This window comes from Aeromonas sp. R10-2 (genome assembly GCF_040908445.1).
In the GTDB taxonomy this organism is placed as follows: Bacteria; Pseudomonadota; Gammaproteobacteria; order Enterobacterales; family Aeromonadaceae; genus Aeromonas; species Aeromonas veronii.
Map to the genome: position 1 here is coordinate 1 of NZ_JBFODS010000044.1, position 20975 is coordinate 20975.

Here is a 20975-nt window from a genome sequence, read left to right on the forward strand (position 1 = left end):
ACCAGACATTGAAAATCAAAAATTGTTTTTGATGTTCGATGCTGTGAGTGCCCACACAGATTGCTTGATTCAAATTGTTAAAGAGCGTCACGCTTATCGCGCTGAGGAGGCGCATATTACGCTTCTCACTTCGAAAGTCAAGCGATTGTTTTCGCTTTTCTTTCGGCGCCCACTTCGCTAGGAAGCTGGCTCATCAGTTCGGCGTGTTCCGCCGTGCTGGTAGGGGCGCATTATAGGGAGCCGCGCCGGGATGACAAGAGGAAAACTGCAAAAAATGGCACTTTTTACAGTTTTCCGGTTCAACCGTTGTTTTATTAAACAAAAGCCCCGCATTGGCGGGGCTGTTTCGGGCAGAAACCCTGAATTCACATCACGCTGCTACCTTTTTGACCAGAATTCGCGGGCAAAGCTGCGCACCTTTTCCCAATCGGTAAACTCAATGTCCTTACTGGTGTCAGTACTGCCACCGGTAATCTTCATGATCAGCTGGATGATGCGAGTCTGCCACCAGTTATAGCGGGAGTACTGCAGCGCACCGGCAAACACACCCAAGGTTTTCGGCTTCCAGGGAGAGAGGCGCAGGAACTTCTTCATATAAGCATTGGTTTGCGGCGTCTGCTTCTCTGGCTTGCGGGCCGTCAAGTTGACACAGAAGAAGGCCGCATTGGCCACCTCCAGCTGCTCCTGATGAGCGTGAATAAAGCTGAACAAGCTGGGGTGGAAGTTGCCATAACGAATGGAGGCGCCGATCAAGACCTTGGCATACTTGCTGAGGTTGCACATCGGCAAGGTGTGCAGGTCGTGCATCACCACTTCGCATCCCGGCATCTGCTCCAGCATGACATCGACTATTTTGCGGGTTTGGCCATCCCGAGAGGAATAAAGCACCAGAATCTTGTCCATAACAACCTCAACTACGCCAGAATGCAGGAGTAAACAGTACCAGAAGCGTAAAAATTTCCAATCGACCAAACAACATGGCCAACACCAGTACCCACTGGGCCGCCGGCGAGATATTGCCGAAGTTGGCTGATACCTCTCCCAAACCCGGGCCTACGTTGGTGAAAGCCGCAGCCACAGCGGTGAATGCGGTCACTTCATTCAGCCCCGTCATCAGCAACAACAGCATGAACATAAAGAAGAGAATAATATAGGTGGCAAAGTAGCCCCACACTGCTTCGACGATGCGCTCGGGCACCGCCCGATTCCCCAGCTTCAAGGTATAGATGGCTCTGGGGTGAACCAACCGCTTCAGCTCGCGCATCCCCTGCATGAACAGGATCATAAAACGCATCACCTTGATGCCACCGCCGGTACTGCCCGCACAACAGCCGATAAAGGCGGAGAACATCAGCAGCATGGGCAAGAACGAGGGCCAATCTGCATAGGTCGTGGTGCTGTAGCCGGTGGTAGTACCCAGAGAGACTGCCTGGAAAAGGCCGTGGTTGAGCGCCTCTTGCCAGGTGGCGTAGTGCCCGTGGGTCAGCAAAGCGACAAAGCAGATCATCACCAGGGTCGCCTGAATGGCCAGAAACACCTTGAGTTCAGAATCGTAAAGGTAGCGACCGAGCCGCACAGGGCGGTGAGAGAAGACGGTAAAGTGGAGCGCAAAGTTCACGCTGGCCAGCAGCAGGAACACCACGGTAATCAGGTTGATGACCGGACTGTTGAAGAAACCGATGCTGGCATCGTGAGTGGAGAAACCACCGACTGACAGAGTCGAGAACGAATGGCACACAGCATCGAACAGCGTCATTCCGGCGAGCCAGTAGGCCAGCGCACAGAGTGCGGTGAGCAGCAGATAGATGAACCAGAGCGCCTTGGCCGTTTCGGCGATGCGCGGCGTCACCTTGGTATCCTTCACCGGCCCCGGGATCTCGGCGCGATAGAGCTGCATGCCCCCGATACCCAGCAGTGGCAGAATAGCCACCGCCAGTACGATGATCCCCATCCCCCCCAGCCACTGCAGCAACTGGCGATAGAACAGAAACGCCTTGGGCAGGTTATCGAGCCCGGTCAGTACCGTTGCGCCAGTGGTGGTCAGGCCGGAAAAAGATTCGAAGAAGGCCTCCGAGACCGACATATCCGGCACATCGCTCATGATGAAGGGCACAGCCCCCACACTGCCCAACACGGTCCAGAACAGCACCACAATCAGAAAGCCCTCTTTCGAGCGCATCTCCTTCTTGTGATAGCGATTGGGAAACCAGAGCACCACGCCGAGCAGCAGGGCGATCAGAAAAGAGCTGACGAACTCGGCACCACCACCATCCCGATAGCCAAAGGCCACCAGTGCAGGCAACAGCATGGTCGAGCTGAACAGCGCAACCAGCAGGCCAACAATGCGAATAATGCTCAGAATGTGCATTACAGCTCCCTTTCCCCAATTAAAGAGCGATGGATTCTAGCCATCTAAGGGACTGAGGGATACCCGCCCATGAGTCCGGTCGGTCAATTCACGGTCCACCTGAGCCCAAACCGAGGACTCCCACGCCACCTGCAAGGTGACCTGCTGACCGTAATCCGCCGCCAGCAATTCGCCATTATGGCTGCTGATCAGCGACTCGACCGTCCCCATGTCACCGTAATCGCAGTGAATGAGAGAGGGAGTGCGCGGCACCTTGAGCAGGGTGGGCAACTGCTTGAGGGCGGCACCGACACCGCCCCCATAGGCTTTGACCAGTCCACCGGTGCCAAGCTGGATGCCGCCGTAGTAACGCACTACCACGGCGCAGATTTCACCGAGCCCCGAGCCCATCAACTGGGCCAGGATCGGCTTGCCCGCAGTACCGGAAGGTTCGCCGTCATCGCTGAAGCCATAAACCTGACTATCTTGCGGCGCACCCGCCACAAAGGCCCAGCAGTGATGGCGCGCGGCCGGATGTTGGCGTTTGATCTCGTTGACCCACCCCTTGGCCACCTCGACGGTCGGGGTGTGAGCGATCAGGGTAATAAAGCGACTCTTCTTTATCTCTTCGGTCAACTCCAGCGGGGCAGCCGGAATGGAGTACGCTGCAGCCATCAGAGTCCTGCTTGTCTGGTCATGTTTTCCACCCCGTTGGCGTGCAGCACCACGTTGTCTTCGATGCGGATGCCGCCAAACGGCCGCAGTGCCTCCACCTTGTTCCAGTTGACCCTCTTGCCCTGTTCGCCCTGACGCAGCGGCTCCAGCAAACTGTCGATGAAGTAGAGCCCCGGCTCGATGGTGAACACCTGATCCACCTCCATCACCCGGGTGCAGCGCAGATAGGGGAACAGCTCGGGCGCCGCCAGATGGGTGCCGCGCTCATCCTGCATGAAACCGCCCGCATCGTGTACCTGCAAACCGAGGAAGTGGCCGAGGCCGTGAGGGAAGAAGACGTTGGTCACCCCGGTGTTGATCATCTCGTCTACCGACATATCCACCAGCTCGGTCGCTTGCAGCAGGCGCGCCAGCTTATGATGCATCTGCAGGTGCAGCTCGCTGTAGCGGCGACCCGGCTTGATCTCCTTGATGATTTCCTGCTGCTGCTCGTCGAGGGCTGCAATCAGATCAGCAAACTCGCCTCGCCGCCACGCCCAGGTACGGGTGATGTCGGAGGCATAACCGTGGAAATCGACACCGGCATCGATCAGGAAGGAGTGGCGCTCCGCATCGGGCACCCGCACGGCAGACAAGTGGGTGTAGTGAAGGATGGCCGCATTGCGGTTGATGGCGACGATATTACCGTAGGGCGCCTCATTGGCCCCCTGCCCGACCGCTTTCATGTAGGCCAGATTGATCTCGAACTCGCTCGCCCCCGCCATAAAGGAGTCCTTGGCGGCAATATGGCCGCGTACCCCGATCCGGTTCGCCTCGCGCAGACACTCCAGCTCATAGGGGGTCTTGTAGGCGCGGTGATAGTGCAGGTAGTTGAGCACCGCCTCCGGATTGGGCTGGGTCAGCCCCAGCAGCTCGGCCACTTCCAGATGACCGCCCAGATAGGCCCACTCCTGCTTGTTGGCAGGTAGATGGTCGGCCACCAGTTCCGGCCGGGTCAGGAAACGGATATCGAAGAACTCGACCCAGAAGGCATTGGGCAGATCCGCTACCTTGTGCCAGAAATCCACTGGGCGGTAGAACAGCAGGATTGGTTTGTTCACCCCGTCCACCAGCAGCCAGCAGTGGGGATTGTCCAGCACCGGCAACCAGGCCTTGAAATGCGGGTTTACCTTGAACGGGTAATCCTGATCATCGAGGAAGATGCGGTGAGTCTGGCCGGAGTGGATGGCCAGTCCGCTGAGCCCCTGTTGTTGCAGAATGTCGCGGGTGCGCTGCTGCAAGGTATCGAGGTGCTGGGCAAAAAGTTGGCTGTAGCTGCTCATGGCGTCCTGCTCCGAGGTGAGTGTGATTGCAGCATAACATCAAGCGCTTGGCGGCTCGACCCGTCAAGCTGCCGCTTCGTGAGGTAACGCATACGTTACAAACGTGTTTGTTATCAACACAAAACCAATCATTAACAAATCAAAAACAATTCAATACACTGCCGGTAGATACATGAAGTCAGGGATTACTCATGGACAACCTCTGCCTGTGGCAACCGGATCCGCTCGGGATGCAGCAATCCAACCTCTACCGTTTTATGGCGGAGGTGAACCGTTTCCACGGCTTGCAGTTGCAGAACTACCCGCAGCTTTATCAATGGTCGGTGGAGAAGACCACCCGTTTCTGGCCGCTGGTATGGCAGCACTGCGGCGTCAAGGGCGAGCTCGGCAACATAGTGGCGGAGAACCGTCAGGATATGCAGCGCACCCGCTGGTTCCCCGACAGCCGCCTCAACTTCGCCGAAAACCTGCTGCGCCGCCAGGACGAGAGCCCGGCCATCATCTCCCGTATCGAAGGGAGCCCAAGCCGCACCCTGAGCTGGGGTGAACTGAGTGATCAGGTTGCCCGGCTGGCTCAGTGGCTGCGTCATCAGGGGATTGGTCGTGGCGATGTGGTCGCCGCCTACCTGCCCAATATTCCGGAAACAGTGGTTGCCATGCTGGCAACCACCAGCCTCGGGGCGATCTGGACCTCCACCAGCCCCGACTTTGGCGAGGCCAGCGTGGTGGAGCGCTTCGGCCAGACCCGACCACGAGTGCTGTTTGCGGTAGATGGCTATCGCTACAACGGCAAAGCTATCGACATTCAACAGAAGGTCGCCAGCGTGGTGAGCCAGTTAGGCAGCATAGAGCAGACGGTGATGATCCCCCTGCTCGGCAACCCGCTGCAGCTTGGTCACGACTGGCAGCAACTGCTGGCGAGCCAGCACGATGCCCAGCTCACCTTCGAGCCGATGGCTTTCAACGACCCGCTCTATATCCTCTACTCCTCCGGCACCACCGGCAAACCCAAGTGCATCGTGCACGGGATTGGTGGCACCCTGCTGCAACACCTGAAAGAGCACCAGCTGCACTGCGACATCAAACCGGGGGAGCGGATCTTCTACTTCACCACCTGCGGCTGGATGATGTGGAACTGGCTGGTGAGCGCCCTCGCCTCCGGCGCCACCCTGGTGCTCTATGACGGCTCGCCATTTTACCCGGATGGCAACGTGCTGTGGGATCTCGCCCGCGACGAGCAGGTCGCTCTGTTCGGCACCTCGGCCAAGTATCTCGACGCGCTGCACAAACAGGGTTATGCCCCCATCAAGAGCCACGATTTGCCGCACTTGCGGCTGATCTGCAGCACCGGCTCTGTGCTGTCGCCGGAAGGATTCGACTACGTCTATCAGCAGATAAAGCAGAATGTGCAGCTCAGCTCCATCTCAGGCGGCACCGATATCTGCTCCTGCTTCGTCATCGGCAACCCGCTCAGCCCTGTCTATCGCGGCGAGAGTCAGGGGCGCGGCCTCGGTCTCGCGGTGCAGGTATTCAACGAAGCGGGCCAGCCGGTGCAGGGGGAGAAGGGCGAGCTGGTCTGCACCAAGCCGTTCCCGGCCCAGCCCATCTACTTCTGGGGCGACGAGAATGGCGACAAGTACCACGCAGCCTACTTCGAGCGGTTCGACAACATCTGGTGCCACGGCGACTGGATCGAGCTGACCCCGACCGGCGGCATTCTGTTCTACGGCCGCTCCGACGCCACCCTCAATCCGGGCGGCGTGCGCATCGGCACCAGCGAGATTTACCGCTATGTCGAGCAGCTGGACGAGGTGGAGGAGAGCATCGTCATCGGCCAGCAGTGGCAGCAGGACGAGCGGGTGGTGCTGTTCGTCAAGCTCAAGGCGGGCTGCAAGCTGGACGAGCCGCTGCGCGAGCGGATCCGTCAGCAAATAAAGCAGCACTGCACCGCCCGCCACGTGCCCGCCCGCATCCTGCAGGTGGATGCCATCCCCCGCACCAAGTCCGGCAAGATCGTCGAACTGGCGGTGCGGGAGGTGGTGCACAACCGGCCGGTCAACAATACTCATGCCCTCGCCGATCCCGAGGTGCTGAACCAGTATCGCAACCGGCCAGAACTGGCCAGTTGATAGCAAACTCACATCCATCCGAGGCGCCGCAAGGCGCCTCTTTTTTGCCCGTTTTGTGATGAGGAGCTTTTACTCGAGAACTGTTAAACAAATGTTTTAAATAGGTGTTGAAAATGTCTCCTTTTGGATCAATAGTGAGCCTCGCCCCCTGCTGGGGATTAAGGAGCACCACTCCCCACTGAGTGGGAACAAGGAGACACTCTCATGATCTACCAAGGCGAAACCCTGTCGGTCAGCTACCTCGAAAACGGCATTGCCGAGCTGAGGTTTGATGCCCCGGGTTCAGTCAACAAGCTGGATCGCGCTACCCTGCTCTCCCTGAGCGAAGCGATCGCCGCATTACAACAAGAACGTGAACTAAAAGGTCTGATCCTCACCTCCGGCAAAGACGCCTTTATCGTCGGTGCCGACATTACCGAATTCCTGGAACTGTTCGATCTGCCGCAAGAAGATCTGCTCGGCTGGCTGAAAAAGGCCAACGACATCTTCAATGCCATCGAAGATCTGCCGGTTCCGACCCTCTCCGCCATCAAGGGCCACGCCTTGGGCGGCGGCTGCGAGACCATTCTCTCCACCGACTTCCGTCTGGCCGACACCAGCGCCAAGATTGGCCTGCCCGAGACCAAACTCGGCATCATGCCGGGCTTTGGCGGCACCGTCCGTCTGCCGCGGGTGATCGGCGCTGACAACGCGCTTGAGTGGATCACCACCGGTAAGGATTACCGTGCCGATGACGCCCTCAAGGTGGGTGCCATCGACGCCGTGGTCGCCCCGGATGCACTGCAGAGCGCTGCGCTGCAGATGATCAAGGACGCCATCGCGGGCAAGCTGGACTGGCAGAGCCGTCGCGCCGCCAAAAAAGCGCCGCTGCGCCTCTCCAAACTGGAAGCCATGATGAGCTTCACCACCGCCGCCGGCATGGTTGCCGCCGTGGCGGGCAAACACTATCCGGCGCCTATGACTGCGGTGAAAACCGTCGAGGCCGCCGCAGGTATGGGCCGTGACGAAGCGCTGGCCGCCGAGGCACAGGGCTTTATCAAGCTGGCCAAGACCGATGTCGCCAAGGCGCTGGTCGGTATCTTCCTGAACGATCAGCACATCAAGGCGCTGGCCAAGAAGGCGGCCAAACAGGCGAGCAAGGCCACTGGCCACGCCGCCGTATTGGGTGCCGGCATCATGGGTGGCGGCATCGCCTACCAGTCTGCCAGCAAGGGCATTCCGGCGGTGATGAAAGACATCAACGAGAAGGCGCTAGCACTTGGTATGGGCGAAGCCACCAAGCTGCTCAACGGCCAGCTCGAAAAGGGCCGCATCGACGGCATCAAGATGGGCCAGGTGCTCTCTGCCATCACTCCGACCCTCAGCTATGACAACGTCAAGCATGTGGATGTGGTGGTCGAAGCCGTGGTCGAGAATCCCAAGGTGAAAGCCGCCGTACTGGGCGAAGTGGAAGGGATCATTGGCGAAGACGCCGTGCTCGCCAGCAACACCTCCACTATCCCAATCTCCCTGCTGGCCAAAGGGCTGAAGCGCCCGCAGAACTTCTGCGGCATGCACTTCTTCAACCCGGTGCACCGCATGCCACTGGTGGAGATCATCCGCGGCGAGCAAACCTCCGATGAAACCATCAACCGCGTGGTGGCCTATGCCGCCGCCATGGGCAAGTCCCCGGTGGTGGTCAACGACTGCCCGGGCTTCTTCGTCAACCGCGTGCTGTTCCCCTACTTCTTCGGCTTCAACAAACTGGTTGCCGATGGCGCCGACTTTGCGGCCGTCGACAAGGTGATGGAGAAGGAGTTCGGTTGGCCCATGGGCCCCGCCTACCTGCTGGATGTGGTCGGTATCGACACCGGTCACCATGCCGGTGACGTGATGGCGCAGGGCTTCCCGGCACGCATGAGCAAGGAAGGTCGCACTGCCATCGACGTGATGTACGAAGTGAACCGCTTCGGTCAGAAGAACGGCAAGGGCTTCTACGCCTACGAGCAGGACAAGAAGGGCAAGCCGAAGAAGGTGGCCGACGCCGCCAGCTATGAGCTGCTGGCCCCCATCGCCAAGCCGAAACAGGATTTCGACAAGGAAGCCATCATCGCTCGCATGATGATCCCGATGATCAACGAGGTGGTGCTCTGTCTGGAAGAGGGCATAGTCGCCACGCCAGCCGAAGCCGACATCGCGCTGGTCTACGGTCTGGGCTTCCCTCCCTTCCGCGGCGGCGTGTTCCGCTATCTGGACACCATTGGTCTGGATCGCTACGTGGCCATGGCCGACCAGTATGCCGACTTGGGCCCGCTCTACCGCGTCAGCGACCGCTTACGCGAGATGGCCGCCCAGGGCAAAACCTTCTACTGATTGCGGAAAGGAGATCCATTCATGAAAGACGTAGTCATTGTCGACTGTATCCGGACCCCGATGGGCCGGTCCAAGGGCGGCGCCTTCCGCAACGTGCGTGCAGAAGATCTGTCCGCGCACCTGATGAAATCCATCCTGCTGCGCAACCCCAACCTCGACCCGAACGAGATCGAGGATATCTACTGGGGCTGCGTGCAGCAGACCCTGGAGCAGGGCTTCAACATCGCCCGCAACGCCGCGCTGCTGGCCGGTATTCCGAAGCAGGTAGGGGCGGTCACCGTCAACCGCCTGTGTGGCTCCTCCATGCAGGCGCTGCATGATGCCTCCCGCGCCATTCAGGTAGGTGATGGGGATATCTTCATCATCGGCGGCGTTGAGCACATGGGTCACGTGCCGATGAGCCACGGCGTCGACTTCCACCCGGGCATGGCCAAGTCGGTAGCGAAAGCCTCCGGCATGATGGGGTTGACCGCCGAGATGCTCGGCAAGCTGCACGGCATCAGCCGTCAGCAGCAGGACGAGTTTGCCGCCCGCTCCCACCGCCGCGCCCACGCCGCAACCGTGGAAGGGCGCTTTGCCAAGGAGATCGTCGGGCTGGAAGGCCACGACGCCAGCGGCGCCCGCTTCTTCTACGACTATGACGAGGTGATCCGCCCGGAGACCACGGTCGAAACCCTGAGCCAACTGCGCCCAGTGTTTGACCCGGTCAACGGCACCGTCACCGCTGGCAGCTCCTCGGCCCTGTCCGATGGCGCCGCCGCCATGCTGGTGATGAGCGCGGATCGCGCCAAGGCCCTCGGCCTCACGCCGCGCGCCAAGGTACGTGCCATGGCCATCGCCGGCTGTGACGCCGCCATCATGGGTTACGGCCCGGTACCGGCGACCCAGAAGGCGCTCAAGCGTGCCGGTCTGACTGTCGGTGATATCGACCTGTTCGAGCTGAACGAGGCGTTTGCCGCCCAGTCCCTGCCTTGCGTGAAGGATTTGGGTCTGCAGGATCTGGTAGACGAGAAGGTAAACCTGAACGGCGGCGCCATTGCGCTGGGCCACCCGCTCGGCTGCTCCGGCGCCCGCATCTCCACCACCCTCATCAATCTGATGGAGGAGAAGGATGCCACCCTGGGGGTTGCCACCATGTGTATCGGTCTGGGTCAGGGCATCGCCACCGTGTTTGAACGGGTGTGATAACCAGCCGGATCGACGGGATGCACTACTGAGAGTTGTCCCTTTTCGGGGCCAGTCTGACTGGCCCCTTTTCAAGTCTGTGACGATCGCCACACGGGGTGCTCGTCAGTGGTCAGAAGCTGTCTGTTGGCCGTCCCGTTTGGGTCGGCCTTTTTTCGTTTTAATCTTATCAATAGGCTGTTATTGCCTTAAACCTCACATTAGATAGGGGGCTTGCTTGCTTTTTACTCCCCCGACAGGTTCAATCTGCACAAAAAAATGGGTGGATGCACATACATATGTCAATGAGCAAACAACTGCTGATCGTCGATGACGACCAAGAGATCCGCGAGCTGCTCAATGAGTACCTGACCCGGGCGGGCTTTCAGGTATTGACGGCGGCGGAGGGCAACGAGATGCGCCAGCAACTCGCCCAGCACAGCCCGGACCTGATTATTCTGGACATCATGATGCCCGGCGAGGACGGTTTTACCCTCTGCCAGCAGATCCGTCGTGACTCCCAGGTGCCCATCATCATGCTGACCGCCGCCTCCGACGAAGCGGATCGGGTGATCGGCCTGGAACTCGGCGCCGATGACTATATCGCCAAGCCGTTCAGCCCCCGTGAACTGCAGGCCCGCATCAAGGCACTGCTGCGCCGCGCCGAATTCCGCCAGCCGGAAAAAGAGAAAGAGCCGAGCCGCCGCCTGCGTTTTGCCGAGTGGACCCTCGACACCCTGAGCCACCAGCTGACCCATGATGATGGCAGCCTGCTGGATCTCTCCGGCAGCGACGCCATGCTGCTCGGCATGTTCCTGCAACAGCCCGGCGTGGTGCTGGATCGCGACACCATCTCGGATGCCACCCGCGGCCGCGAAAGCCTGCCGATGGAACGCGGCATCGACGTACAGATCAGCCGTCTGCGCCAGAAGCTGGGCGACAACGGCAAGAGCCCGCGCATCATCAAGACCATCCGCGGCAGTGGCTACATGCTGATTGCCGAGGTGCACGAGCTGCCATGAGCAACAAGTGGTCCTGGGGGGCGCTGGTGCCCCGCTCCCTGTTGTCACGGATGATCCTGCTGCTGTTGCTGGCCATCCTGCTCTCCCAGACCATTCTGACCGGCATCTGGATGCAGCAGATCCAGAAGCGGGAGCTGGAGGGGATGCTCAGCACCACCCGCAACCTCGCCATGTCTGCCGCTTCCACCGTCAATTTCTTCAAATCCCTGCCGCTGCAGTATCGCCATATCGCGCTGGACCAGCTGCGCAACATGGGGGGCAGCCGCTTCTTCGTCTCGCTCAACGAAGAGGAGATCCACATCAACGCCATCCCCGACAGCGAACGCAAGACGCAGGTGCTGGAGGAGGTGCAGGGAGTGCTGACCCGCAAGCTCTCCGACGCCATGGCGATCAAGGTGGACTTCTCCCGACCCGATGACCTCCACGTCTTCAATAACGACACCCTGCTGGCGGATCTCCCCTCCTCCTGGGCCCGTTACACCCTGTCGCTGGAGCCGCTCAATCCACCGGTGCTGGTGACCCAGATCGAGATTGAAAAGGGGGAGTGGCTCTATCTGGCGGCCCTGCTGCCTGCCCCCTACATGACCCTCGACGATACCGTGATGCCGAGCAACCAGGTGCGTTTCATCGCCCTGATGACGGTGTTCCTCTGCTTCTTCACCTTTATGCTGGTGCGCTGGCAGACCCGCCCGCTGCGCCGTCTCGCCAAGGCGGCGGTGAATCTCGGCAAGGATATCGATCAGCCTTCGCTCAAAGAGGAAGGAGCATCGGAAATCGTGGCGGCCACCCGCGCCTTCAACATCATGCAGCACCGCATTCGCCGCTATATCGACGATAGAGAGCGGCTGTTCAGCTCCATCTCACACGACCTCAAGACCCCCATCACCCGACTGCGACTGCGGGTCGAGCTGCTCGATGACGAGGTACAGATCGCCAAGTTCAACAAGGATCTCGACGAACTGGAGCTGATGGTGAAAGGAGCGTTGCAGACGGTCAAAGAGACCGACATTCACGAGAATATCGAGGAGATCGACATCAACGCCCTGCTGGAGCAGATGGCGGAGTCGATGAACCTGCACGACGAGCGGCTGACCATCGAAGGCCACTGCAAGTGGCCCTATCGCGGCAAGCTGCTGGCGCTCAAGCGCTGCATCGGCAATCTGGTAGACAACGGCATCAAGTACGGCCAGCGGGTACGCATCATCATCATGGATGACGAGGAGATGCTGATCCTCTTCATCATGGATGAGGGCCCCGGCCTGCCGGACGATCAGTTCGAGCGCATCTTCGAACCCTATTACCGGCTCAGCACGGATCAGGCTGGCACCGGCCTCGGCCTTGGCATCGCCCGCAACATAGCCCACGCCCATGGCGGCGATCTGGTGCTGGAAAACCGTCCGCAAGGTGGCCTGCAGGCCACGCTCTCCCTACCAAGGCAGTAACCTTATGAAGTGGTTGTCTTTTTCTGTCATCGCCCTGCTCTCTGCTCCCGTTGCCGCCTCCCAGGTGGAGGTACTGCACTGGTGGACGTCCGGCGGCGAAGCGAAAGCGGTCGAAGTGCTCAAATCCGAGTGGACCAAACAGGGCAACCAGTGGAACGACTTTGCAGTGCAGGGCGGCGGCGGCAAGAGCGCCATGACGGTATTGAAGAGCCGGGCACTGGCGGCCAACCCGCCAGAAGCGGCCCACCTCAAGGGCTATGAGCTCAAGGAGTGGGCCGGACTCGGCTTTTTGCGCGATCTCAGCCCGATGGCCGAACACCTCGGCTGGTACAGTCAGATGCCGCCCATGGTGCGTGCCACCCTCAGCCAGAATGGCGCCCTGATGGCGGTGCCCACCGGCATCCACCGGGTCAACTGGCTGTGGCTCAACCGCAAGATCTTCGAGCGCAACAAGCTGACTCCGCCCACCGACTGGGCCCAGTTTGTCACCGTCGCCGACCAGCTTAAAAAACGGGGCATCACCCCGCTCGCCATTGGCAACGAGCCCTGGCAGCTTGCGGTGTTGTTTGAAACGGTGGCGCTTGGTGAGGGCGGAAAAGAATTCTATCGCAAGGCGTTCCTCGAGCAGGACAGCGCCACCCTGACCGGCCCCGACATGGTGCGGGTGCTGACCCGTTTCCAGCAGCTGCGTACCTATGTGCCGCAAAAATACGCCGGTCTGAAGTGGCATCAGGCCACCAATCTGCTGGAGAGCGGTGGCGCCGCCATGCAGGTAATGGGCGACTGGGTGAAAGGGGAGCTGAGCGCGGGCAACTACCGGCCGGGTGAGGATATCGCCTGCCTGCCGAGCCCGGGCAGCGCCGGACTGTTCAGCTACAACCTAGACTCCATCGCCATGTTCAAACAGCGGGATCCGGCCCAGCTGCAGGCGCAGGGCGATCTGGCCCAACTGCTGATGACGCCGCAATTTCAGGAGGAGTTCAATCGGGTGAAGGGGTCAATCCCGGCGCTGACCAATCCCGACATGAGCAAGTTCGACCGCTGCGCCGTCCGTTCCTATCAGGACTTCCTGCTGGCGGAAAAGCAGGACAACCTGCTGCCCAGCATGGCAGAAGGGATGGCGACGCCGACCAATATGCGGCAGGCAATCCTCGATGTGCTGAGCAACTTCTTCAACGATCCCAAGGCCAACCCGGAGCAGACGGCGCTGCATCTGGAGCGGGCGATGCGCTCGACCCGCTGATCCGGGCACATTGCCAAACGGCAGAAATGACAAAGGCGGAATTGCTCCGCCTTTGTTGTTGAATCGTCATCCGATTCAGGATTGATCGTTCTCGTCCTCATCCTCGTCATAGTAATCGCTGAGCTCGATCCAGAGCCCCAACCCGACCATCACCATGGAGCCGAACCAGGTACCGGTATTCCCGATCGGGCTGCCCATCACTATCATGGCGAAGGACAAGAACCCCATGCCTGCATAGGCTTGTAATCTGCCGTAGGAGACCTGCATATTCACCTCCTTGTTGAATATGGTTCAATTTTTATATTACTCGTCCGGCGCAAGCTGGATAGGGTCGAATAACATTTCGGTTACATATGCTGGTTAATGGGTCGTTTGTTTGATTATTTTTTAGCCCTGAGTATCATTGGCAGCCGAATAGGTTGAAGGTTGATAATAGATGAGTGATTTATTCTGCGGCGCAACTCATGAGTTGGACGCAATCGGGCTTCGTTGCCCGGAACCCGTTATGATGGTTCGCAAGAAAGTGCGGCTGATGGCGGATGGCGAGACCCTGCTGGTCAGCGCCGACGATCCCTCAACCACTCGCGACATCCCCAGTTTCTGCCGCTTTATGGATCACACCCTGGTCGCCAGCGAGACAGAGCAGGCCCCCTACCGCTATCTGATCCGCAAGGGTCAATAAGCCCCCGTACCGGAGCACTCCATGACAACCATTACCCGAATCGGCACCACCCAGCGTTGGTCAGACGTGGTCATCCACAATGGCACCCTCTACGTGGTGGAAGTGCCCGTCAGCGAAGAGGCCGACATCCACCAGCAGACCCGCGAAGTGCTGGCAAGCCTGCAGCGCCTGCTGGAAGCCAACGGCTCCGGCGTAGACAAAATTCTGATGGCCAACATCTATCTCAAAGACATTCAGGATATCGCTGCCTTCAACGAGCAGTGGGATGCCTGGATCCCGGCTGGCACCGCCCCCGTGCGCGCCTGTGTACAAGCCCGTCTGGCCCACGAAGGCTACAAGGTGGAAGTGCAGCTGACTGCCGCTGTCTAAGAGGCGCTTATCCCGCTTATCCCCGCCCCTTCTCCCACGAGGGGAGAAGGGAGCAAACAACAAGACGTCATTGCTCGCCACGGCGCCAATAGAAAGGCCCCGCCATCACTGTCGGGGCCTTTTCGTTACCGAAACCTGAGCGACTTAGGCGGTCGGGGTCAGGGTAATGGTCACGCGGCGGTTCTGGGCTTTGCCAGCGGCGGTGCTGTTGGTAGCAACCGGCTGATCCGGGCCCACGCCGGTGGTGGAGATGCGGCTACCTGCTACGCCCTGACCAATCAGCTGAGCGGCAACGGCATCGGCACGATCGCGGGAGAGCTTCATGTTCAGCTCGCGGGAACCTGTACTGTCGGTGTGACCGACCACGTTCAGGCGGGTCTTGTCGAACTCGGCAACCACCATGGCCACACCGGAGAGGGTGTTGGCACCGGCCGCTTTCAGCTGGGAGCTGGAGCTGTCGAAGGTCACGTTGTTCGGCATGTTGAGGATCAGCTCATTGCCATTGCGGGTCACGCTGACGCCGGTGCCCTGCAGCTTCTCGCGCAGCTTGGCTTCCTGCACGTCCATGTAGTAGCCGATACCGCCACCCAGCGCCGCGCCAGCAGCAACGCCGGTCAGGATGCCCTTCTTGCGGTCACCCTTGCTGGAGGAGAGCGCACCTACGGCCGCACCGGCAGCGGCGCCAGCCAGCGCGCCCCATGCACCTTTGGAGGTCTGGGATTCACCTGTGTAGGGGTTGGTGGTACAGCCGCTCAGGGCAACGGTCAGTGCCAGAGCAGGCACCAGGATCTTGGCTCGCATGAAAAAACCTCTGTGAAAACAATCCGGCACCATGCCGGGGGCCGGATTGTAACGCGCTGGCACGCCATTGTCTGACGCAAGCCTGAACAGATGGCGAGAGTGATGTTTTTTTGGGCAATCGACGGGTTGTCAGCGCGGTAACTGACACTCGGCGTGGCAAGGACAGCTGACCAGATGATCGTTCACCATCCCCACCGCCTGCATAAAGGCGTAACAGATGGTGCTGCCGACAAAGTTGAAGCCGAGCTTCTTGAGTGCTTTCGACATGGCATCCGACTCCGGTGAGGTCGCAGGAATATCGCCATTGCCCTGCCGCTGGTTAACGATGGGGACGCCGCCCACAAAGCCCCACAGGTAGGCGGCGAAGTCGATCCCCTGCTCCTGCAACGCCAGATAAGCGCGGGCATTTCTGATGATCGACTGCACCTTGAGCCGGTTGCGGATGATGCCGCTGTCCTGCATCAACCGCTCTACATCCTGCTCGTCGAACCGGGCAATCTGCACCGGATCAAAGTCGGCATAGGCGCGGTAATAGCTCTCGGTGCGCTTGAGGATGGTGATCCACGACAGCCCCGCCTGCTGACCGTCGAGGCAGAGCTTGGCAAACAGCTCGCGGGCGTCATAGACCGGTCTGCCCCACTGTTTGTCATGGTATTCAATGTATTCCGGGTCCTTGGTCACCCAGGCGCAGCGCAGTTCCATTTCCTCTCCCTCGTTATTTCAGCGGTTTGCCCGACCCTGCCCACTCTGCAGGCGGCGCTGCTCACATCATATACCGGACATCCCGCCCGACCAGCCAGAGCGCAGCACCATCCCGCGAATCCGCTGCAATTTCGCCTATTATCCGACCATGCCAGACGGTATACTCCCTCGGTTCACATTCAGCAAATCTTGCTCTGATTTTCACTTCGCGCGAAAAAAATTATGCAAAAATTCGATGTCAAAACCTTTCAGGGCCTGATCCTGCAGCTGCAGGACTATTGGTCCCGCCAGGGCTGTACCATCATTCAGCCGCTGGATATGGAAGTGGGTGCCGGTACTTCCCACCCCATGACCTGTCTGCGTGCCCTGGGCCCGGAGCCCATCGCCTGCGCCTACGTGCAACCGTCCCGCCGTCCGACTGACGGCCGCTACGGTGAAAACCCGAACCGCCTGCAGCACTACTACCAGTTCCAGGTGATCATCAAGCCTTCCCCCGACAACATTCAGGAACTCTATCTGGGCTCCCTGAAAGAGCTGGGCATGGATCCTGAAATCCACGACATCCGCTTCGTGGAAGACAACTGGGAAAACCCGACTCTGGGTGCCTGGGGTCTGGGTTGGGAAGTGTGGCTGAACGGCATGGAAGTGACCCAGTTCACCTACTTCCAGCAGGTCGGCGGCCTCGAGTGCAAGCCGGTTACCGGCGAGATCACCTACGGTCTCGAGCGTCTGGCCATGTACATTCAGGGCGTAGACAGCGTCTACGATCTGGTCTGGTCTGACGGCCCGCTGGGCAAGACCACCTACGGCGACGTGTTCCACCAGAACGAAGTGGAGCAATCCACCTACAACTTCGAACACGCCGATGTGGAGTTCCTGTTCCACTGCTTCGAGCAGTACGAGAAGGAAGCCCAGAACCTGCTGGCACTGGAAAAACCGCTGCCGCTGCCTGCCTACGAGCGCATCCTCAAAGCCGCTCACTCCTTCAACCTGCTGGATGCCCGCAAGGCCATCTCGGTCACCGAACGTCAGCGCTACATCCTGCGCATTCGCACCCTGACCAAGGCCGTGGCAGAGGCATACTACGCCTCCCGCGAAGCGCTGGGCTTCCCGATGTGCCAGCGTAGCGACGACACGCGTGAGCGCAGTGAGAACAAGCAAGGTTAAGGAACGGACATGGCACAACATACATTTCTGGTAGAGATCGGTACTGCTGAGCTGCCGCCCAAAGCCCTGCGCTCCCTGGCCGAAGCCTTTGCCGACAACTTCAAAGCCGAACTGACCAAGGCCGACCTGGCCTTCGGCGACGTCGAGTGGTTTGCCTCACCGCGCCGTCTGGCGCTGAAGGTAAGCGAGCTGGCTGGCGAACAGCCGAGCAAGAGCGTCGAGAAGCGCGGCCCGGCCGTGGCGCAGGCGTTCGATGCCGAAGGCAAGCCGACCAAGGCTGCCGAAGGCTGGGCCCGTGGCAACGGCATCACCGTTGAGCAGGCTGAGCGTCTGGTCACCGACAAGGGCGAGTGGCTGGTTCACACCGCCAAGGTCGAAGGCCGTCCGGCCAAAGAACTGCTGGGCGAACTGGTTGCCTCTGCACTGGCCAAACTGCCGATCCCGAAGATGATGCGCTGGGGCGACAAGACCATCCAGTTCGTGCGTCCGGTCTTCACCGTGACCCTGCTGCTGGATGGCGAGCTGGTTCCCGCTCACATTCTGGGTATCGACTCTGCCCGCACCATCCGCGGCCACCGCTTTATGGGCGAGAGCGAGTTCACCATCGACAACGCCAGCCAGTACCCGCAGATCCTGCAGGAGCGCGGCATGGTGATTGCCGACTTTATGGCGCGCAAGGCCAAGATCAAGGCTGACGTCGAAGCGGCCGCTGCCGCCTTCGGTGGCGTGGCCGATCTGGACGACGCCCTGCTGGAAGAAGTGACCGCACTGGTCGAGTGGCCGGTAGTGCTGACCGCCAACTTCGAAGAGAAGTTCCTGGCCGTGCCGGCTGAGGCGCTGGTGCACACCATGAAGGGTGACCAGAAGTACTTCCCGGTCTACGACAAGAACGGCAAGCTGCTGCCGAAGTTCATCTTCGTCACCAACATCGAGTCCAAAGACCCGAGCCAAATCATCAGCGGCAACGAGAAGGTGGTTCGCCCCCGTCTCTCTGACGCCGAGTTCTTCTTCAAGACCGACCTCAAGCAGACTCTGGCCTCACGCCTGCCGCGCCTTGAAACCGTGCTGTTCCAGCAACAGCTGGGCACCGTCAAGGCCAAGGTCGAGCGCATCGAGACCGTCGCCGGCTTTATCGCCGAGCGTATCGGTGCCGATGTGGCCCAGGCCAAGCGGGCCGGTCTGCTCTCCAAGTGTGACCTGATGACCAACATGGTCGGCGAGTTCACCGACACCCAGGGTGTCATGGGGATGCACTACGCCCGTCACGATGGCGAAGACGAAGCGGTCGCCGTGGCCCTCAACGAGCAGTACATGCCGCGCTTTGCCGGTGATGCCCTGCCGTCCGGTCTGGTTGCCTGCGCCGTCGCGCTGGCCGACAAGTTCGACACCCTGGCCGGTATCTTCGGCATCGGCATGCTGCCGAAGGGTGACAAGGACCCGTTCGCCCTGCGTCGCGCCGCCATCGGTGCCCTGCGCATCATGACCGAGAAGCAGCTGGATCTGGATCTGGTTGAACTGGTTGAAGAAGCGGTACGCGTCTACGGCGACAAGCTGACCAACAAAACCGTCGTCACCGACGTGGTCGACTTTATGCTGGGCCGCTTCCGCGCCGCCTATCAGGACGAAGGCATCGGTGCCGACGTGGTGCTGGCCGTACTGGCCCGCCGCCCGACCCGTCCGCTCGACTTCGATCGTCGCGTCAAGGCCGTCAGCCACTTCCGCTCGCTGGATGCCGCACTGGCACTGGCTGCCGCCAACAAGCGCGTGAGCAACATTCTGGCCAAGGTCGAAGGCGAATTGCCGACTGCCGTCAAACCGGAGCTGCTGGTCGATGCCGCCGAGAAGGCGCTGGCCACCCAAGTTGCCGAACTGCAAGCCGAACTGGCCCCGCTGTTCGCTGCCGGTGACTATCAGGCTGCCCTCACCCGTCTGGCCGCCCTGCGCGAGCCGGTCGATACCTTCTTCAACGAAGTCATGGTGATGGCCGACGACGAAGCCCTCAAGGCCAACCGTCTGGCACTGCTGAACAACCTGCGCAACCTGTTCCTGCAAGTCGCGGATATCTCGCTGCTGCAGTGATATTGGTTGGGTTGATTGATATTAAAAACGGCGCCGAAAGGCGCCTTTTTTTTGTATCACGAGAACATAATTTTACACTTTTACAACATTCGGTCTCTCTTTGATTCCACCTTATTAATGTAGTGGGTGTGTAGTCGTCCCACACACCCAGAGCAGGTCGATTTATTTGTATAGCGATAGCAGTATCAATTGGAAAGCACTATTGGCTGGCGTGGCACAGCAAGCTGTATTCACACACTAGAGGAATTGCGGCATATGGTTACGCCTGAGGCTAGATGAGGGGTAATCCCCCCGAAAAACTGAGGTGCTCATAAGTAGAATTTTCTCGTATCTTGAACGCAGGAGGTTCTACATGAAAACATCACGCTTTAGCGATGCACAGATCATCGCCATCCTCAAGCAGGCCGAGTCTGGTTCACCCGTCCCTGAGCTCTGCCGTGAGCATGGCATCAGCTCCGCCACCTTCTACAAGTGGCGCTCCAAATTCGGTGGCATGGATGCCTCTCTCATGGCGCGCCTCAAAGAGCTGGAAGAGGAAAATCGTCGCCTTAAGAAGATGTATGCCGAGGAGCGCCTAAAGGCTGAGATCATCTCCGAGGCGATGGCAAAAAAGTGGTGACGCCATCTGCCCGCAGGGAGATGGCGACCAAGGCTGTGGCTCATTACGCCATTTCTATCCGTCTGGCTTGCCAGGTGTTCAAGGTGAGCGAGGGTTGCTACCGTTATCAGCCCGTGCTGGCTGATGAAAACCAGGAGATTGCCGACTGGCTACTGCGCCTCACCGCCAACCAGCGCAACTGGGGTTTCGGACTGTGCTTCCTGTACCTGCGTAACGTCAAAGGCTTTGGCTGGAACCACAAGCGGGTCTACCGGATCTATCGGGCGCTAGAGCTCAATCTGCGGATAAAACCCAAGAAGCGGCTAGTACGCGCCAAGCCGGAGCCGTTGGCAGTCCCTGACCAACCGAATCACTGTTGGTCGATGGACTTTATGCATGACCAGCTCAGCGATGGTCGTTCGGTGCGGTTGTTTAATGTGATCGATGACTTCAATCGCGAAGCACTGTGCATCGAGGTGGATTTTTCCTTGCCTGCCTCGCGAGTCAAACGGGTGCTGGAGCAGGTCATCGAGTGGCGGGGCAAACCAGCCGCAATCCGCTGTGATAATGGTCCGGAATACATCAGCGAAGAGCTCAAGCAATGGGCGCAGCAGAAGAGGATTGCGCTGAGGTATATCCAGCCAGGCAACCCGCAGCAGAATGCCTACATAGAGCGATTTAACCGCACTGTGCGTTACGACTGGTTGGGCCATTACCTGTTTGAGTCACTGAATGAGTTACAGGAATTTGCCACGAACTGGCTGTGGGTTTATAACCATGAGCGGCCCAATATGGCGCTGGGCGGCTACACGCCGAAACAGCGCTTGGCACAGGCCGCATGACCTCTACTTTTGAGTGCTCCAAAAAATGGGGGGATTACC

The 20975-nt window shown here is 59.6% G+C and carries 19 protein-coding genes; 12 read left to right on the forward strand and 7 right to left on the reverse strand.

The window, feature by feature from the left end:
- The coding region (locus tag AB5Y97_RS10755) for a hypothetical protein (protein ID WP_368157850.1) at positions 1-181 on the forward strand (181 nt) is incomplete at its 5' end.
- Between the two features lie 197 nt (positions 182-378).
- Here the strand turns inward: AB5Y97_RS10755 and hemG are convergent.
- From hemG to pepQ, 4 genes are read right to left on the reverse strand one after another with little or no spacing between them, the layout of a single operon-like run.
- The gene (hemG, locus tag AB5Y97_RS10760) at positions 379-903 is read right to left on the reverse strand and encodes a menaquinone-dependent protoporphyrinogen IX dehydrogenase (RefSeq protein ID WP_005339483.1); all 525 of its coding nucleotides are present in this window, start codon (positions 901-903) and stop codon (positions 379-381) included.
- A 7-nt stretch (positions 904-910) separates the two neighbouring features.
- Positions 911-2368, reverse strand: a complete 1458-nt coding sequence (locus AB5Y97_RS10765; protein ID WP_005339482.1) for a TrkH family potassium uptake protein — start codon at positions 2366-2368, stop codon at positions 911-913.
- 36 nt (positions 2369-2404) lie between these two features.
- A complete protein-coding gene (locus tag AB5Y97_RS10770) occupies positions 2405-3022 on the reverse strand; it encodes a YigZ family protein (protein ID WP_151285710.1) in 618 nt (205 codons plus the stop codon).
- Positions 3022-4344, reverse strand: coding sequence for a Xaa-Pro dipeptidase (pepQ, locus tag AB5Y97_RS10775; RefSeq protein ID WP_274161376.1), 1323 nt, complete (start codon positions 4342-4344; stop codon positions 3022-3024). Before pepQ ends, AB5Y97_RS10770 begins: the two co-directional genes overlap by 1 nt.
- Positions 4345-4535: 191 nt before the next feature.
- On the opposite strand from pepQ, the gene AB5Y97_RS10780 reads away from it, so the two are divergent.
- From AB5Y97_RS10780 to AB5Y97_RS10805, 6 genes are all read left to right on the forward strand, one after another.
- Positions 4536-6473 (forward strand): acetoacetate--CoA ligase, encoded by a 1938-nt coding sequence (locus tag AB5Y97_RS10780; RefSeq protein ID WP_368157852.1) that lies wholly within the window; start codon positions 4536-4538, stop codon positions 6471-6473.
- Positions 6474-6677: 204 nt separating this feature from the next.
- The gene (fadB, locus tag AB5Y97_RS10785) at positions 6678-8825 is read left to right on the forward strand and encodes a fatty acid oxidation complex subunit alpha FadB (protein WP_121463563.1); all 2148 of its coding nucleotides are present in this window, start codon (positions 6678-6680) and stop codon (positions 8823-8825) included.
- Complete coding sequence (gene fadA / locus AB5Y97_RS10790) at positions 8826-10010, forward strand: acetyl-CoA C-acyltransferase FadA (protein ID WP_198868326.1); 1185 nt, start codon at positions 8826-8828, stop codon at positions 10008-10010.
- 278 nt (positions 10011-10288) lie between these two features.
- A complete protein-coding gene (locus tag AB5Y97_RS10795) occupies positions 10289-11011 on the forward strand; it encodes a response regulator (protein WP_005339475.1) in 723 nt (240 codons plus the stop codon).
- The gene (locus AB5Y97_RS10800; RefSeq protein WP_005339474.1) at positions 11008-12453 is read left to right on the forward strand and encodes an ATP-binding protein; all 1446 of its coding nucleotides are present in this window, start codon (positions 11008-11010) and stop codon (positions 12451-12453) included. The genes AB5Y97_RS10795 and AB5Y97_RS10800 overlap by 4 nt, the downstream gene beginning before the upstream one ends.
- Before the next feature lie 4 nt (positions 12454-12457).
- Positions 12458-13696 carry an ABC transporter substrate-binding protein gene (locus AB5Y97_RS10805; RefSeq protein WP_128834543.1) on the forward strand — a complete coding sequence of 413 codons (1239 nt, stop codon included), beginning with the start codon at positions 12458-12460 and terminating at the stop codon, positions 13694-13696.
- Positions 13697-13771: 75 nt separating this feature from the next.
- Here AB5Y97_RS10805 and AB5Y97_RS10810 read toward each other — a convergent pair whose 3' ends face one another.
- Positions 13772-13963, reverse strand: a complete 192-nt coding sequence (locus AB5Y97_RS10810) for a hypothetical protein (RefSeq protein ID WP_005339471.1) — start codon at positions 13961-13963, stop codon at positions 13772-13774.
- A gap of 169 nt (positions 13964-14132) precedes the next feature.
- Between AB5Y97_RS10810 and tusA the strand changes: the two genes are divergently transcribed.
- Positions 14133-14378: a sulfurtransferase TusA gene (gene tusA, locus AB5Y97_RS10815; protein ID WP_005339470.1), complete on the forward strand. Its 246-nt coding sequence runs from the start codon at positions 14133-14135 to the stop codon at positions 14376-14378.
- Positions 14379-14399: 21 nt separating this feature from the next.
- Positions 14400-14747: a RidA family protein gene (locus tag AB5Y97_RS10820; RefSeq protein ID WP_005355943.1), complete on the forward strand. Its 348-nt coding sequence runs from the start codon at positions 14400-14402 to the stop codon at positions 14745-14747.
- Between the two features lie 144 nt (positions 14748-14891).
- Here the strand turns inward: AB5Y97_RS10820 and AB5Y97_RS10825 are convergent, their stop codons facing one another.
- Both AB5Y97_RS10825 and AB5Y97_RS10830 read right to left on the reverse strand, forming a co-directional pair.
- On the reverse strand, positions 14892-15548 hold the full coding sequence (locus AB5Y97_RS10825; RefSeq protein WP_042054666.1) for an OmpA family lipoprotein: 657 nt from the start codon (positions 15546-15548) through the stop codon (positions 14892-14894).
- 129 nt (positions 15549-15677) lie between these two features.
- Positions 15678-16250, reverse strand: a complete 573-nt coding sequence (locus AB5Y97_RS10830; protein WP_368157854.1) for a DNA-3-methyladenine glycosylase I — start codon at positions 16248-16250, stop codon at positions 15678-15680.
- A 222-nt stretch (positions 16251-16472) separates the two neighbouring features.
- Here AB5Y97_RS10830 and glyQ point away from each other — a divergent pair, with 222 nt between their 5' ends.
- From glyQ to AB5Y97_RS10845, 3 genes are all read left to right on the forward strand, one after another.
- Positions 16473-17417, forward strand: coding sequence for a glycine--tRNA ligase subunit alpha (gene glyQ, locus AB5Y97_RS10835; RefSeq protein ID WP_041218425.1), 945 nt, complete (start codon positions 16473-16475; stop codon positions 17415-17417).
- Positions 17418-17426: 9 nt separating this feature from the next.
- Positions 17427-19496 (forward strand): glycine--tRNA ligase subunit beta, encoded by a 2070-nt coding sequence (gene glyS, locus AB5Y97_RS10840; RefSeq protein ID WP_368157856.1) that lies wholly within the window; start codon positions 17427-17429, stop codon positions 19494-19496.
- Between the two features lie 352 nt (positions 19497-19848).
- A protein-coding gene (locus AB5Y97_RS10845) for an IS3-like element ISAs22 family transposase (RefSeq protein ID WP_088821966.1) occupies positions 19849-20936 on the forward strand; the annotation gives its coding sequence in 2 pieces (ribosomal slippage) (positions 19849-20101 and positions 20101-20936; 1089 coding nt in all).
- Positions 20937-20975: the final 39 nt, after the last annotated feature.

What these genes read in the sequence shown, in the direction of transcription:
- AB5Y97_RS10810 (WP_005339471.1), bottom strand. Translation starts at nt 13,963, where the DNA reads ATGCAGGTCTCCTACGGCAGATTACAAGCCTATGCAGGCATGGGGTTC.
- AB5Y97_RS10800 (WP_005339474.1), top strand. Translation starts at nt 11,008, where the DNA reads ATGAGCAACAAGTGGTCCTGGGGGGCGCTGGTGCCCCGCTCCCTGTTG.
- AB5Y97_RS10770 (WP_151285710.1), bottom strand. Translation starts at nt 3,022, where the DNA reads ATGGCTGCAGCGTACTCCATTCCGGCTGCCCCGCTGGAGTTGACCGAA.
- AB5Y97_RS10825 (WP_042054666.1), bottom strand. Translation starts at nt 15,548, where the DNA reads ATGCGAGCCAAGATCCTGGTGCCTGCTCTGGCACTGACCGTTGCCCTG.
- tusA (WP_005339470.1), top strand. Translation starts at nt 14,133, where the DNA reads ATGAGTGATTTATTCTGCGGCGCAACTCATGAGTTGGACGCAATCGGG.
- glyS (WP_368157856.1), top strand. Translation starts at nt 17,427, where the DNA reads ATGGCACAACATACATTTCTGGTAGAGATCGGTACTGCTGAGCTGCCG.
- AB5Y97_RS10805 (WP_128834543.1), top strand. Translation starts at nt 12,458, where the DNA reads ATGAAGTGGTTGTCTTTTTCTGTCATCGCCCTGCTCTCTGCTCCCGTT.
- pepQ (WP_274161376.1), bottom strand. Translation starts at nt 4,344, where the DNA reads ATGAGCAGCTACAGCCAACTTTTTGCCCAGCACCTCGATACCTTGCAG.
- AB5Y97_RS10780 (WP_368157852.1), top strand. Translation starts at nt 4,536, where the DNA reads ATGGACAACCTCTGCCTGTGGCAACCGGATCCGCTCGGGATGCAGCAA.
- glyQ (WP_041218425.1), top strand. Translation starts at nt 16,473, where the DNA reads ATGCAAAAATTCGATGTCAAAACCTTTCAGGGCCTGATCCTGCAGCTG.
- hemG (WP_005339483.1), bottom strand. Translation starts at nt 903, where the DNA reads ATGGACAAGATTCTGGTGCTTTATTCCTCTCGGGATGGCCAAACCCGC.
- fadB (WP_121463563.1), top strand. Translation starts at nt 6,678, where the DNA reads ATGATCTACCAAGGCGAAACCCTGTCGGTCAGCTACCTCGAAAACGGC.
- AB5Y97_RS10830 (WP_368157854.1), bottom strand. Translation starts at nt 16,250, where the DNA reads ATGGAACTGCGCTGCGCCTGGGTGACCAAGGACCCGGAATACATTGAA.
- AB5Y97_RS10765 (WP_005339482.1), bottom strand. Translation starts at nt 2,368, where the DNA reads ATGCACATTCTGAGCATTATTCGCATTGTTGGCCTGCTGGTTGCGCTG.
- AB5Y97_RS10820 (WP_005355943.1), top strand. Translation starts at nt 14,400, where the DNA reads ATGACAACCATTACCCGAATCGGCACCACCCAGCGTTGGTCAGACGTG.
- AB5Y97_RS10795 (WP_005339475.1), top strand. Translation starts at nt 10,289, where the DNA reads ATGTCAATGAGCAAACAACTGCTGATCGTCGATGACGACCAAGAGATC.